The organism is Allobosea sp. BE125 (assembly GCF_031456075.1).
Lineage (GTDB): Bacteria > Pseudomonadota > Alphaproteobacteria > Rhizobiales > Beijerinckiaceae > Allobosea.
In genome coordinates this window covers 80522-94257 of record NZ_JAVDTY010000015.1, presented here as the reverse complement: position 1 = coordinate 94257, position 13736 = coordinate 80522, and the positions used below count along the sequence as shown (strand labels likewise).

The following is a 13736-nucleotide window of genomic DNA, read 5'->3' as shown; positions in this document are numbered from 1 at the left end:
GCACCCGGGTCTTGCCTTCGGCAAGCCCGAGTACAGGCGCCGCGAAGCAACCCAGGAATCACGTACTCCCCTGGATTGCTTCGTTGGCTTCGCCTCCTCGCAATGACGGCGACGGGCGCAGGAGCGCGGAACCATGCAGCTCACGCTGCGCCAGATCGAGGTGTTCCGGGCGCTGATGCGCTGCCGCACCGTGGTTGGCGCAGCCAGGGAGCTACGCATCGCCCAGCCGACCGTGACCAAGACGATCCGGCGCATCGAGGACGTTTGCGCGCTTGCCCTCTTCGACCGGCATGGCGGCCGGCTCGTGCCGACGGCGGAAGCGCACCGGCTGCTCGGGGAGGTCGATCTCGCCTTCGAGCAGATGGAGGGCGCGCTCGCCCGCGCATTGCGCATCACCCGCGCCGATGGCGGCTCGCTGCGCCTGGGAGCCTCGCCCAGCGTCGGGCGGCTCCTGGTCCCGCTGGCCACGGCCGATCTGCTGAAGGAGCATCCGGGCCTGAGCCTGCATGTCGATATCCTCTTCGTCAGCCAGGTGATGGACTATCTGCTCTCGGGCCAGGGCGAATGCGCCGTGACCTTGTTCCCGATCCTGCATGCCGGAATCCGCAGCGTGCCTGTCGCCAAGGCTCCGGTCATGGCGGTCGCCCCAAGCGACTGGCTGCCGGCCGGCGACGGCCCGCTGGCGCCGTCCTGCCTGATTGACCGGCCGATCATCGTGTTCGAGCCGCATTCCGTGCACGGTCTGGCGGTCGACGCTGTCTTGCGGGCGGGCGGCGTCACGCCGACGCGCACCCATGTCGCGCGCTTCGCCGAAACCGCGATCGGCCTGGCGGAAGCCGGGATCGGCGTCGCAATCGTCGATGCGTTCAGCGCGCTCGCAGCCGACCGGAACCGGGTCGCGGTCAGACGGCTCGACCATCCCCCGCCCTACGACATCTATCTGCATCGACCGATCGAGCGTGCGCGCAGCCAGCTGATGCAGCATTTCGAGATGGCCTTGCGGCACCAAGCGGCGGAACTCAGCGCGCAACCATAGCCTCAGGCTATGACGCACTCCAGATTTCGCCCTTGTGGCAGCTCGCCATCGCTGGCTTTCTCGCCGCTGGAGCGTTTTCGCGCGAAGTGGCCACCGGTTTTTCGCATCCTGCTCTAGCAAAAAAACAAAACTGATCCGGGGAGATGACCATGACCGAATGCGACGGCGCCCATGGAGGCGACATGATCTCACGCCGCGCGGCCCTGACTGGCGCCCTGGCGATCCTGGCGAGCGCGACCGCGCGACCCGCCTTGGCGCAGGCCTACCCCACGCGCGTGATGCAGTTGATCGTGCCCTTCGCGGCCGGCGGTGGCGTCGATGTCGTGGTGCGCGTCGTGGCGGAAGCCGCCGGCGACATCCTCAAGCAGCGCCTCGTCATCGAGAACCGCGGCGGCGCCGGCACGGTGCTGGGCTCGCAGGCCGTCGCCAAAGCCGAACCCGACGGCTACACGCTGCTCGCCGCACCCACCACCATGGTGATCAACCCGGCGCTGCGCAGCAGCCTGCCCTTCGACTGGAAGACCGATCTCGTCCCCGTGGCGATGATCGCAAAGCTGCCCTTCGTGGTGACCTCGGGCCTGAAACTGCCGGCCAGGACGATGAAGGAGCTCGAGGCGCTGGGCAAGACGCGCGGCACGCCGATCACCTTCGGCTCGGGCGGCGCCAACACCGTGGCGCATCTCGCCGGCGAGGTCTTTGGGCTCGTCTCCGGTGCGCCGGTCCTGCATGTCGCCTATCGCGGCGAGGCCCCGGCCCTGACCGATGCGATGAGCGGCAATATCGACGTGATGTTCTCGACGCTGGCTGGCGCCTCCGCTCATGTGAAGGCCGGCACCTTGCGAGCGCTCGGCGTCACCACGGCCAAGCGCACGAGCCTGCTGCCCGATGTCCCGACCGTCGCCGAGCAAGGCTATGCCGGCTACGACCTTTCCGCCTGGGTCGCGCTGGTCGCGCCGAAGAACACGCCGCCCGCCGTGGTCGCGACCCTCAACGCGGCGGTGAACGGCGCCCTTGCAAAGCCGGAGATCGCCGCCCGGCTGATCGAGATCGGCGCAGAACCCGCTCCCGACACCACCGAGGCGCTCGCAAGCTTCATGGCTAGGGATGGGCAGACCTGGGCCGGCGTGATCAAGGCGGCCGGCATCAAGGGCGAGTAGAGCGTTTTCGCGCGAAGCGGGCACCAGTTCGCGCGAAGAAAACACGTTGAAACAAAGATCTAGGCCGCGCCTTCGACAGGGACAACGGCATGCTAGCGCTTCGAAAACTCGCGCCCGAGCCGGGGATCGCCCTGTGCGACATATCCGAGCCGGCCGCGCCCGGGCCTGACGAAGTCGTCGTCGCGATCACGGCCGCCGGCATCTGCGGCACCGACCTCCACATCGCCGACTGGACCGCCGGCTATGCCGCGATGGCGCAGGCGATGCCGGTGACGATGGGCCATGAATTCGCCGGCAGGGTGGCCCGTCTGGGCGACGCTGTCTCGGATTTGCGCCTGGGCGACCGGGTCGTCATCCGGCCCTCCGTCGTCTGCGGCCAATGCGAACGCTGCCGTACCGGGCAGGCGGAGGATTGCGTCACGCGGCGTGGCATCGGCATCATGCGCGATGGCGGTTTCGCCGCTCTCGCCTGCGTGCCTGCCGAGAACTGTGTGCCGGTGCCCGAGCCACTGTCCGACACGCTCGCCGCATTGACCGAGCCGATGACCGTCTCGGCCGAGGCTGTCGATACCGCCGGAGTGAGGCAAGGCGACAGCGTGCTCATCATCGGCCCCGGCACGATCGGCCAAGGCATTGCGCTCTTCACTGAGGCGGCCGGCGCCGACCGCATCGTCATCGCCGGATACGACGACGCCGCGCGCCTGGCGACCCTGCGCGAAATGGGCTTCGTCGATACGCTCGACACGATCGGCACCTCGCTGCGCAAAGGCCTGGAACGGGCCGGGTTGCCTGTGTCCTATGACCGGATCATCGAGGCCGCCGGCGTGCCGACGCTTGTCGGCGAGGCGCTCGATCTGCTCGCTTTGCGCGGGGTGCTGACGATCTGCGGCATCCATGCCAAACCGGCCGCTGTCGATCTGACGAGCTTGGTCAGGCGCCACCAGCAGATCCGCGGCTCCTATCGCGCGCCCCTGGCGACATGGCCGCGCGTGCTCGGCTACCTCGCCGCCCATAGTGCGCGCATCTCCCACATGATCACGGAGGAGGTCGCGCTGGCGGATGCGTCCGCCGCCTTCGCGCGCGCCAAGAACCGCTCTGCCTCCAAGATCATGCTGCGGCCATGACGGCGAACGGAGCGGGCATGGACTGGCGCGGAGCTGGCTTCCTCGTCATCGCCAACTCGGTCGAGCCGGCGGCGCTTGCAGACTATGAGGCCTGGCACAGCTTCGAGCATGTGCCGGAGCGTTTGACCATGCCCGGTTTCCTTGGCGGCCGGCGTTTCGTGCGAGGCCGCGGACAGGAGCGCCGCTTCCTGACGCTCTATGATCTCGACAGCCCCGACGCGCTGGAAACCCCCGAATATCGCCGTCTCCTGGCGAATCCGACGCCAGCCTCGCGCCTTATGCGCCCGCTGATGGGCGACTTCCGGCGCTTCGTCTATCGCGAGCGCGTCCGTTTCGGCGCCGGCTGCGGCAGCCATCTCGGCTTTCTGCGCTGGGTGGCGCAAGCGGACGGCATGCAAGAGGAAGGCATGCAGAACGATATCGCGGCTCTCTCCGCCCTGATCGGGCAAAGCGGCATCGCCGCACTGCGCATCGGAAGCTCGCAGGAGACCGCGCCTCATCCCGCCTTCGCGCCCGATCCCGCCCTGTCGGTCAGGCATGCCGCTGCGATGCTGAGCGGAACCGATGGCGCCAGCCTGACGACCGCGCTCAAATCCATCGCGAACCGCCTGAGCGGGCCGGTGCTCGAACGCAACGTCTATGATCTGATCCTCGCCTATTGAGGCTCATGCCTGAGGCGCATTCGGGGCGAGCGCTTGCGCATGAAAGGAAGGGCTGACAAGAGCGCTCTTGCCGGACAGTATGGCTGCCCGAAGAACCAGCCGATTTGAAACGATTTAAAATGGGCTACTCCCCTCAGGTCGATGCCTTTCGCAAGCTGCACGAAGCCGGTTGCTTCGTGATGCCCAACCCTTGGGATCTCGGCTCCGCGCGCTGGCTGCATGGCCAGGACTTCAAGGCGCTGGCGACGACGAGCGCGGGCTTCGCCTTCACGCAAGGCCGCGCCGACCAGGACGTGCCGCGCGACATGATGCTCGCCCATATCGCCGAGATGGTGAAGGCGGTACCGGATTTGCCGGTCAATGCCGATTTCGAGAACGGCTATGCCGACACGCCCGACGGCGTCGCGGCCAACACCAAGCTCTGCATCGCGACCGGCGTCGCCGGCCTCTCGATCGAGGATGCGACCGGCCAGGCGGATGAACCGCTCTACCCGTTCGAACTGGCGGTCGAGCGCATCAAGGCGGCGCGGCGCGCCGTCGACGAGACCGGCTCCGGCGTCGTGCTGACGGCGCGGGCCGAATGCTTCCTCACCGGCCACCCCGATGCGCTGAACGAAGCGGCGCGGCGCATCGCGGCCTATGCCGAGGCCGGCGCCGACGTGCTCTATGCGCCCGGCCCGAAGACGAAGGAACAGATCGCGACGATCGTCGCCGCTGCCGGTGGCAAGCCGGTCAACCAATTGATCTATGGCGATTTCGGCCTCACCGTGCCGGAGATCGCCGCGCTCGGCATCCGCCGCATCTCGATCGGCGGAGCTCTGGCACGCGCAGCCTGGGCGGCCTTCATCGAGGCAACCCGCCTGATCCGGGACGAGGGCAGCTTCAAGGGTTTCGCCGGCAACGGCCCCTCCGCGCCGCTTAACCCATTCTTCACCGCCGATCTGAAGGCGCGCGACCTGAAGGCGCATTCGTGAGCGGCACGCTATTGATCGCACCGGCCTGGCTCGGCCTGAGCGGCCTCTGGACGCTCGACGCCAAGGGCAAGCGCAAACCGGTCGATGCCGAGGATATCGGCCTGTCCGAAGACCTTGCAGACAGGCTGGAGGCCTGGATGGATGCTTTCGACGCCATCTATGAAGAGGACAACGAAGCCCGCTCGCGCTTTCCCGACGCCGTCGAACAATTGGCGTGGGAGGCCGAGGGCGCAGCCCTCACCGAGGCGATCCGCGAGGAACTCGGCGCGAGCTGGACGGTGACGACGGATTTGAACGGCTGGCGGGAGACCACCCAACCATGACGACGCTGCTCGACTGGAAGGCGCCACCCTTCCCGCCCGCCAAGGTGCTCGAAGGCCAGTATTGCCGACTTGAGCCGCTCGACGTCGCGCGCCATCTCGACGAGATCTGGGCCGCCACGGCTGGCCACGACCATATCTGGGACTGGCTGCCAGCAGCACCGCCCAAGGACAAGGAGGCCTATCGCGCCTTGCTGACCTCGATGGTCGAGAAGGCCGGCATCGTTCCGCTCGCCGTGATCGACAAGGTCGACGGCAAGGCCAAAGGCCATCTCTGGATCATGGAGATCCGGCCCGAGCAGGGTGTGTTCGAAGTCGGTTGGATCACCTATGCGCCAAGCCTGCAGCGGACGCGGCCGGCGACCGAAGCGATCTACCTTGTCGGCGAATACGGCTTCTCCCTCGGCTATCGCCGCTATGAGTGGAAGTGCAACAATCTGAACGAGCCCTCCAAGCGCGCCGCCTTGCGCTTCGGCTTCCAATATGAAGGGCTGTTCCGCCAGCACATGGTGGTCAAGGGCAGGAATCGCGACACCGCTTGGTTCTCGATCCTCGACAGCGAATGGCCGGTCCGCGCGCAAGGCTTCCGGCGCTGGCTTGCGCCGGAGAATTTCGACGCGAACGGCGCGCAGAAGCTCTCGCTTGGCGCCTTCAACCAGCCGACGGCGCTCGCCGGCACGGTCCCGCTGCGCCGAGCCACCACGAACGACATTCCGGCAATCCTGGCGCTGAAGAACGCAGCCTACACGCCCAATGAAAGCATCATCGGCGTGCCTTCGCTGCCGCGCATCGCCGATTACGCCCAGGTCGTCGCCGAGCACGAAGTCTGGCTGGCTGATGGCGCAAGCGGGCTCGAAGCCGCGCTCGTGCTCGAGATCGAGGACGGCAAGTTCACGCTCTGGAGCATCGCTGTCGCGCCCGAAGCTGCCGGGCGCAAACTCGGCCGCGCGCTGATGGACTTTGCCGATGAGCGCGCCCTGGCGCTGCAATTCGACGCGGTCCATCTCTACACCCACGCCAAGCTGACCCAGCGCATCGGCTGGTATGAGCGGCTCGGCTACGTCATCACCCATCATCAGGAGTTGGCCGACCGGCGGCTCACTCACATGCGCAAGCAACTGCAAAAAGCCGGCTGAACAGGGACGAGATACCATGGCAGGACGTTTGAAGGGCAAGGTCGCGGTCGTCACCGCGGCCGGACAGGGCATCGGCCGCGCAATCGCCGAAGCCTTCGTCGCCGAGGGCGCGACGGTCTATGCGACCGACAAGGATGTCGCCTTGCTGGAGGGCATTCCGAAGGCGAAAAAGCGCAAGCTCGACGTGCTCTCGACCAAGGCGGTCGAGGCCTTCGCCGAGAAGATCGGCACCATCGACATTCTGGTGAACGCGGCCGGCTTCGTGCACCACGGCACGATCCTGGAATGCGACGACAAGGCCTGGGAGTTCTCCTTCGATCTCAACGTCAAGTCGATGCACCGCACGATCAAGGCCTTCGTTCCCGGCATGCTCGCCGCCGGCAAGGGCTCGATCGTCAACATCGCCTCGGGCGCTGGCTCGGTACGCGGCATCCCGAACCGCTATGTCTATGGGGCGACCAAGGCGGCGGTGATCGGCCTGACCAAGGCGGTGGCGGCCGACTACATCAAGAAGGGTATTCGCTCGAACGCGATCTGCCCGGGCACGATTCAGTCGCCCTCGCTCGATCACCGCATCAAGGATCTGGCTGCGCTGACCAAGACCAGCGAGGCCGCCGCCCGTCAGGCCTTCATCGACCGCCAGCCCATGGGCCGGCTCGGCACGGCCGAGGAGATCGCCTGGCTTGCTGTCTATCTCGGCTCCGACGAGGCGAGCTACACCACGGGCCAGATCCATCTCGCCGATGGCGGCTTCGCGCTCTAAGGCACAGAATGCGGGCGCAGGCTGTCAGGCTAGCGCCCGCAAAATCGGGCAACTGCGATCAACGCAGGCCATCCGCAGAGGAAACCCCAAGGGGAAGCCATGCATGTCCTCGTTACCGGTGCAGCCGGCATGGTCGGCCGCAAGCTCGCCGAACGCCTCGCGCGTGAGGGACAGGTCGCCGGACGCAGCATCAGCCGGCTGACGCTGACCGATGTCGTCCCGCCCACACTGCCTCCCGAACTCGCCGGTCGCGCCGAGGCGCGCACGGAAGATTTCGCCGATCCCGCCATCGCCGCGGCATTGATCGCGTCGCGACCGGATCTGATCTTCCATCTCGCGGCGATCATCTCGGGCGAAGCGGAGCGCGATTTCGACAAGGGCTACCGCGTCAATCTCGACGGCACCCGCCTATTGCTCGAAGCCATCCGCGGTGAAGGCGGCGGCGCCCGAGAAGGCGGCAGGGCCTATGTGCCGAAGCTCGTCTTCACCACCTCGAGCGGCGTCTTCGGCGCGCCCTATCCAGCGGCGATTCCTGACGAATTCCACGTCACGCCGCTGACGAGCTACGGTACGCAGAAGGCGATCGGCGAATTGCTGCTGGCCGATTACGCGCGTCGGGGCTTCCTGGACGGCGTCGGTATCCGCTTCCCCTCCATCGTCGTGCGACCGGGCAAGCCCAACGCTTCGGCGGGCGGCTTCTTCTCCGGTATCATTCGCGAGCCACTGCAGGGCCTGGAGGCTCTGCTTCCGGTCTCCGACGACACCCTCTTCACCCATGCCAGCCCGCGCTCGGCGGTCGGCTTCCTGATCCATGCGGCCGGGCTCACACGCGAGGCACTGGGACCGCGGATCAATCTGTCGATGCCCGGCGTCTGCGTCACCGTTGGCGAGCAGATCGAAGCGCTGCGCCGCGTCGCGGGCGACAAGGCGGTGAAGCTGATCCGCCGCGCGCCCGACAAGACTGTGGCCGACATCGTCGCCGGCTGGCCGACCCATTTCGATACGGCCCGCGCGACGGCGCTTGGTTTCCGGGCCGAACGCGATTTCGACGAGATCATCCGCGTTCATATCGAGGATGATCTCGGCGGCCGCCTGCCCGACTGAATTCATTCATCCAGAAGAATCACCAGAGGAACCCCAATGCATATTCTCGTTCTCGGCGGCGCCGGCATGGTCGGCCGCAAATTCATCGAACGGCTGGCCCATACCGGCGAACTCGGCGGCAAATCGATCGACAAGGTCACGGCGCAGGATGTCGTCGCCGCGACTGCGCCTGCGGCGTGCCCCTTCATCTTCGACGCGGTGGTCTCCGACCTCGCCAATGAAGGCGAGGCCGAAGGGTTGATCGCCTCGCGCCCGGAACTGATCGTGCATCTCGCCGCCGTCGTCTCCGGCGAGGCCGAGGCCGATTTCGACAAGGGCTACCGCATCAATCTCGACGGCACGCGCCATCTCTTCGAGGCGATCCGCAAGGCCGGCGACGGTTACAAGCCGCGCCTGGTCTTCACCTCCTCGGTCGCCGTGTTCGGCGCGCCGTTCCACGACAAGATCGAAGACGAGTTCTTCACCACGCCGCTGACCAGCTACGGCACGCAGAAGGCGATCTGCGAATTGCTGCTCTCCGACTATAGCCGCCGCGGCTTCTTCGACGGCGTCGGCATCCGCTTCCCGACGATCTGCGTCAGGCCGGGCTCGCCCAACAAGGCGGCTTCGGGCTTCTTTTCCAACATCCTCCGCGAACCGCTCAACGGCATCGACGCCGTGCTGCCGGTTTCCGACCAGGTGCGTCATTGGCACGCTTCGCCGCGCTCGGCCGTCGGCTTCCTGGTTCACGCCGCGACGATGGATACGGCCGCGATCGGCCCGCGCCGCAACCTGACGATGCCCGGCTATTCCTGCACCGTCGCCGAGCAGATCGAGGCGTTGCGCAAGGTCGCCGGCGACAATGTCGTGGCGCGCATCAAGCGCGTGCCCGATCCGGTCATCGACGGCATCGTCGCGGGCTGGCCGCGCAATTTCGATCCGCAGCGGGCGACCGCGCTCGGCTTCACCGCCGAATCGAACTTCGAGGAGATCATCCGCATCCATATCGAGGACGAGCTGGGCGGAAACTTCGTGAAATGACGCCGCTTCTCCGGCCATGACTTCTCTGGCCATGAATTGAAACAGGCCCCGGATCGCTCCGGGGCCTGTCTTGTTTCATGTCAGGGCAGGCTTCACGCCGTCATGCCGGGCAGGGCTCGCCGGATGCCGCCTCGACCTCGGGCGCGAAGTCGGGCGCATGCGCCCAGCCGCTCGAACCCCAGCTCTTCAGCGCCGCCCAGGTCGAGCGATCGAGCCGGAACTGCTCGCAGGGGAAGAGCCCGCCGCGCGCCGGCAGCGACTTGAGGAAAGAGCCCTCCTGCCGGAAGCCGGACTTCTCCAGCACGCGGCGCGAGGCCGGGTTGATGACGCGGGTGTCGGCATCGATCGCCGGCACGTCGACAAGCGTGAACAGCGTGTCGATCAGCGCCTGCACGGCCTCCGTCGCAAAGCCCTTGCCCCAATGCGGAGTGCCGAGCCAGTAGCCGATGAAGGGGACGCCCGTCGCCTGCTTATGCGCGCCGATCATGCCGATCAACTCGTTGGGCTTGGCGCGCGGCGTGATCGCCAGCACGAGATGCTCGCCCAGTGCGTTGCCCTTGCGCATCGCGAAGATGAAAGGCTCGACCGCATCGACCGGGTAGGGATGCGGAATCGCGGCCGTCATCTCGGCCACGGCTTTCTCCCCCGCGAGGCGCAGGATGGCGGAAGCATCGGCCATGCGGGTCCAGCGCAGCCAGAGGCGGCGGGTCTCGAGCCGGAAGACATCGTCGCGGGTCAATTCGGGGAACATCGGTCTCTCCGTCGGCGCAAACGAAAAAAGGAGCTGGGATTTTGTCCCACCTCCCCTTTTCCTTGACCTTCGGGAAACCCGCTTAGGGTTTAGACCCTTGATCCGATCCGGTTCGGTGGAACCGGCGGATCGAGGAAATTCCCTATCCGCCGTTTATTCTGCGGCCTGTTGGGCCGGGACTACGTTCACGAAAGCTCGGCCGAGCTTCGTAATGAATCGGACGCGGCCGGACGTGAGCGCGAACAAGGTATGATCCTTGCCCATGCCGACATTCACGCCCGCGTGCCATTTGGTTCCGCGCTGGCGGATGATGATATTGCCGGGAACGACCGCCTGGTCGCCGAAGCGCTTCACGCCGAGGCGTTTGCTTTCGGAGTCGCGACCGTTGCGGGACGAACCGCCTGCCTTTTTGTGAGCCATAACGCCCTACCTCAAAAACTCTGTAGCCTGCTTAACCCGAATCGGCGGCAAAAGCCACCGGGTTCGGAGATGAAACTGCGGGGATGCCTGACAGGAGCTGTCAGTAGTCCTCGCCGGACGCCAGTTCGGCCTGGTCCGCCTTGGCCCGCGGGGGCTTGCCGGCCAGGAGTTCCTTGGCCTGCTCGACCCATTCCTCGCGGGTGGCGCGGCCGCGGAGCTTCAGCTCCTCGTCCCACTTGGCGACATCGGCCTCGCTCCAGGCGGCGATCTCGTTCCACGAGACGATGCCGGCGGCGCGCAGCTTCTTCTCGATGGTCGGGCCGACGCCCGAGATCAGCGAGAGGTTCGAAGCGTCGATGCCCTCGGCCTTGGCAGCGCTCTTGGCGGCCTTCGGCTCGGCCTTGCCCTTGGTCGCGGGCGAAGCAGCCTTCAGAGCCACGGCGGAAGCGTCGCCCTTCTTCATCTCCGGCTTCTTGCCGCCGGTGAGGATGTCGGTGATGCGCACGATCGTCAGCTCGGCACGGAAGCCGCGCTTGCGCTTCGAGTTCTGGCGGCGGCGCTTCTTGAAGGCGATGACCTTCTCGCCGCGCGCCTGCTTGACGATCTCGCCGGCGACGGTGATGTCGCCGAGGAAGGGCGCGCCGACGGTCGACTTCTCGCCATCGGTCAGCATCAGCACCTCGCCGAAGGCGACGGTGTCGCCAGGCTCTCCAACGAGCTTGGCGATGGTGATTTCATCGTTCGCGGCGACGCGGAATTGCTTGCCGCCGGTTTTGATGACTGCGAACATCATTGTTCTCCATGTTCAGCCCTGCCCTGTCATGGCCCCCTCGAGGAGGCGCACGCGGGACAGCTTTTTGGCAGTCGGTTGCGTGGTTTGGTTTGCTCTGTCGGGTGCGGCACGCGAAACGCGAAACCAGAACGCCAAAAGAGATCGGGCGCGGGTTTCCCCACGCCGGACGAGGCTCGATAGTCCTTGGGCTAGGCGAGGTCAAGCAAAAGCACGTCAGGCTTGCCGATTTATGACGTTGCCAAGGCTTGTCTCCGCCCGATGTGGCGTGTAGTAACCAGCCCGCTTCGACGAAGTGCGACCGCGGACAGGTGGCAGAGTGGTTGAATGCACCGCACTCGAAATGCGGCATACCCGCAAGGGTATCGGGGGTTCAAATCCCTCCCTGTCCGCCACTTCCCGCTCGCAAGTATCTGGGATTAGCCGGGATTTCGTGGGGTTACCCCACCATTTGTCCCACCGGCCGGCAATGCACTCACTCGCATTCGATTCCTCGGCACTCCAGCCCGCCTCTGCCTCGAAACTGGCGATGCCCTTGGCAATTTCCTTTTTGCGCTCCTCCAGCGCATCAACAATGTTGAGGCCTCCGATACCATCGATGTGACCCACCGCCCCGCGGCGTGAACCGGATCGTTGTCTGACGGTGGTATCGGGAGGCCGGCTACCGAAACAGCTCGCGAAAATCGAACTTGCCCTTGGTAGCTGCCCTTCTGGCGACAATCCCATGGTCGGTCTGCCAGGATAACGGGAATTTTGAATCCTCTGCGTTACCAAGTTTTTTATTTACGTATGTTTCAATCGCCTTCAATCTTTCGCATGCAAGTATCATATCGTTTTCGAGCATCCGAAAAAGCATCACGAATATGCGGACAATCATAACAGCGGCAATCACTGCGAAGATAATGACTCCTACCTTCCTATTTGCAGAGACGAATCCGATCAGGCTTACCAAAGCTGCCAAGCATGCAAGCCCGCAGTAGAATGATTGGGTATTTCGCTGCAATACCTCTGCATTAAGCGCTTTATATTCCTCCAGCGCTACCGATACGTTGGGATCGGGGTCGGGCATTGATCGCTCCGCAGCTGTCGTGCTCGGGCATTTTCGTTATCAAAAATAATGCCAACCCCCAAATCACAGGATGAAGCTGCAGCGAGCGCAACAAATGAAGAAAGAGGGCTCGATCCGCTTTCGAGCCATCGGATGCCTGAGGAGGGCTGATTGAAAGACAGGGGAATCTACGTGTGGATTGCCGTCTTCGCCGTGGTCGTGGGCGTTCTGGTTTGGAGCCTCAGCCCCCGCCATTCGGAATATCCATCGATCGGCGGGGGCGGTTATGACCTCTCGGGCCTGGTCTACACCCTGGCGCTGCTCGCATTCACGGGCCTCTGGACGCTTGCGACACTGCTGATCGGCTTGAATCACCGCGCGGCAGGGACCCGTCGTCGCGCGTTCATCCTGGCGGTGATCGGCCTCGTTACCTTCTCGCTGTCGATCTTGGTCTGGGGCCAAAACCTTAGTTAGCAGGCGCGCGGACGTAACACTTGAAACAGGCTATTCGCGCCGCCCAGGTGGCAACTTGATAGGAACCGGATCTCCGTGAAGCCGCTGTTCCCGAGCGGCGCCAAGCGCCCCGATGCTAATTCGAGATGGAGATGGTGGCCGACCATCCAGAGCATATTGGGAAAAATCCCGGAAAGTGGGTCTGGTTGTCCCGGCTCAGGACGCGCTGCAAAAAGCGAAAGCGCAGATCGACAAATTCCGCGATCTGTAAACGTGAAAGGTGGCTGCTCCAGCGAGATTAGAGCAGCCACCTCTCCAGCCGCGAAATCGTCCGTGGCTGGCTGGTCGAATGCTCTGGTCTACTTCATCACCTGCACATCGTTTTGATGATTGCGGAGGATCGGAAGCATTTCCGCTGCGTAGCTTTTCAGCGTCGGTTCCGAGCCGATAGCAGCGTAGTTTGTGAACATCTCGACTTCCGCCTTATGCGCCGTCTGCTGCAACTGGATGTAGACGGCATCGAACTCCATCGGTGACGCCGCCGCGAGCCGGGCCATTGCCTTGTCGTGCTCAGCGTCTAATTCCATCGGTACGGTCAACACGCTTCCTGCGACAAGCTGAGAAAGCCGTGTGCTACTTGCAGAGTTGTCCAACACCATTCGCTCGGCAAAGGCTCGCGTCGCTGGCAACTGCGCACGCTGAAGAGCCAGTCTGCTCGACTCAATTTCGAACATGTCGGACACGGCGGCTCGATCGACGAACTGCTGAGGGGTGGTATCACTCTGCGCAAACGCGCTGGTAGCACTTAGCGCGACGACTGCGGCAAACAAGCTGCGCCTGATCATGGTCGTTCTCCCGGTTATGCCCCAGCAGAGGGCCAACTGCGGGAGGGGGCTTCAGTTCCGTGCCGCCCGATACGGTTTCCAACCTCTCCGTCGATTTGCCGCTACGGTTTCCCGTCGAGGCGGCTATGATGTT

Annotated in this window: 16 protein-coding genes, 1 tRNA gene and 1 pseudogene; 13 read left to right on the top strand and 5 right to left on the bottom strand. The window is 64.9% G+C overall.

Going from position 1 to position 13736, the window contains the following annotated elements; translation table 11 throughout:
• The first annotated feature begins 133 nt into the window (after positions 1 to 133).
• The 11 genes and pseudogenes from J2Y55_RS26825 (at position 134) to denD (J2Y55_RS26780) (ending at position 9296) form a co-directional block, all read left to right on the top strand.
• Complete coding sequence (locus J2Y55_RS26825) at positions 134 to 1036, top strand: LysR family transcriptional regulator (RefSeq protein ID WP_310159554.1); 903 nt, start codon at positions 134 to 136, stop codon at positions 1034 to 1036.
• 149 nt (positions 1037 to 1185) lie between these two features.
• Complete coding sequence (locus J2Y55_RS26820) at positions 1186 to 2193, top strand: Bug family tripartite tricarboxylate transporter substrate binding protein (protein WP_310159553.1); 1008 nt, start codon at positions 1186 to 1188, stop codon at positions 2191 to 2193.
• 89 nt (positions 2194 to 2282) lie between these two features.
• Entirely contained in the window at positions 2283 to 3317 is a 1035-nt protein-coding gene (locus J2Y55_RS26815) for a zinc-dependent alcohol dehydrogenase (protein WP_310159551.1), read from the top strand.
• Positions 3314 to 3979: a hypothetical protein gene (locus J2Y55_RS26810; protein ID WP_310159547.1), complete on the top strand. Its 666-nt coding sequence runs from the start codon at positions 3314 to 3316 to the stop codon at positions 3977 to 3979. Before J2Y55_RS26815 ends, J2Y55_RS26810 begins: the two co-directional genes overlap by 4 nt.
• Before the next feature lie 119 nt (positions 3980 to 4098).
• Positions 4099 to 4953 (top strand): isocitrate lyase/PEP mutase family protein, encoded by an 855-nt coding sequence (locus J2Y55_RS26805; protein WP_310159546.1) that lies wholly within the window; start codon positions 4099 to 4101, stop codon positions 4951 to 4953.
• Entirely contained in the window at positions 4950 to 5276 is a 327-nt protein-coding gene (locus tag J2Y55_RS26800; RefSeq protein WP_310159544.1) for a hypothetical protein, read from the top strand. The genes J2Y55_RS26805 and J2Y55_RS26800 overlap by 4 nt, the downstream gene beginning before the upstream one ends.
• A pseudogene (locus J2Y55_RS30180) lies at positions 5273 to 5926 on the top strand (GNAT family N-acetyltransferase); the annotation flags it as partial. The gene J2Y55_RS26800 and the pseudogene J2Y55_RS30180, both read left to right, overlap by 4 nt.
• 117 nt (positions 5927 to 6043) lie before the next feature.
• Complete coding sequence (locus tag J2Y55_RS30175) at positions 6044 to 6409, top strand: GNAT family N-acetyltransferase (RefSeq protein WP_404979049.1); 366 nt, start codon at positions 6044 to 6046, stop codon at positions 6407 to 6409.
• Positions 6410 to 6425: 16 nt separating this feature from the next.
• A complete protein-coding gene (locus J2Y55_RS26790) occupies positions 6426 to 7172 on the top strand; it encodes an SDR family oxidoreductase (RefSeq protein WP_069688774.1) in 747 nt (248 codons plus the stop codon).
• Positions 7173 to 7271: 99 nt separating this feature from the next.
• On the top strand, positions 7272 to 8276 hold the full coding sequence (gene denD / locus J2Y55_RS26785; protein ID WP_310159536.1) for a D-erythronate dehydrogenase: 1005 nt from the start codon (positions 7272 to 7274) through the stop codon (positions 8274 to 8276).
• A gap of 36 nt (positions 8277 to 8312) precedes the next feature.
• A complete protein-coding gene (denD, locus tag J2Y55_RS26780; RefSeq protein ID WP_310159533.1) occupies positions 8313 to 9296 on the top strand; it encodes a D-erythronate dehydrogenase in 984 nt (327 codons plus the stop codon).
• Positions 9297 to 9396: 100 nt separating this feature from the next.
• On the opposite strand, the gene J2Y55_RS26775 is transcribed toward denD (J2Y55_RS26780), so the two are convergent.
• The 3 genes from J2Y55_RS26775 to J2Y55_RS26765 form a co-directional block, all read right to left on the bottom strand.
• Positions 9397 to 10047 (bottom strand): GNAT family N-acetyltransferase, encoded by a 651-nt coding sequence (locus tag J2Y55_RS26775; protein ID WP_310159531.1) that lies wholly within the window; start codon positions 10045 to 10047, stop codon positions 9397 to 9399.
• Between the two features lie 153 nt (positions 10048 to 10200).
• The gene (gene rpmA, locus J2Y55_RS26770; protein WP_092171825.1) at positions 10201 to 10467 is read right to left on the bottom strand and encodes a 50S ribosomal protein L27; all 267 of its coding nucleotides are present in this window, start codon (positions 10465 to 10467) and stop codon (positions 10201 to 10203) included.
• A 100-nt stretch (positions 10468 to 10567) separates the two neighbouring features.
• Entirely contained in the window at positions 10568 to 11257 is a 690-nt protein-coding gene (locus J2Y55_RS26765; RefSeq protein WP_310159528.1) for a 50S ribosomal protein L21, read from the bottom strand.
• 305 nt (positions 11258 to 11562) lie between these two features.
• Between J2Y55_RS26765 and J2Y55_RS26760 the strand changes: the two genes are divergently transcribed.
• A tRNA-Ser gene (locus J2Y55_RS26760) sits at positions 11563 to 11652 on the top strand.
• A 266-nt stretch (positions 11653 to 11918) separates the two neighbouring features.
• Here J2Y55_RS26760 and J2Y55_RS26755 read toward each other — a convergent pair.
• Positions 11919 to 12326, bottom strand: coding sequence for a hypothetical protein (locus tag J2Y55_RS26755; protein ID WP_310159527.1), 408 nt, complete (start codon positions 12324 to 12326; stop codon positions 11919 to 11921).
• Between the two features lie 150 nt (positions 12327 to 12476).
• Here J2Y55_RS26755 and J2Y55_RS26750 point away from each other — a divergent pair, with 150 nt between their 5' ends.
• Complete coding sequence (locus tag J2Y55_RS26750) at positions 12477 to 12779, top strand: hypothetical protein (RefSeq protein ID WP_310159525.1); 303 nt, start codon at positions 12477 to 12479, stop codon at positions 12777 to 12779.
• A gap of 338 nt (positions 12780 to 13117) precedes the next feature.
• Here the strand turns inward: J2Y55_RS26750 and J2Y55_RS26745 are convergent, their stop codons facing one another.
• A complete protein-coding gene (locus J2Y55_RS26745) occupies positions 13118 to 13603 on the bottom strand; it encodes a DUF4142 domain-containing protein (RefSeq protein ID WP_310159523.1) in 486 nt (161 codons plus the stop codon).
• Positions 13604 to 13736: the final 133 nt, after the last annotated feature.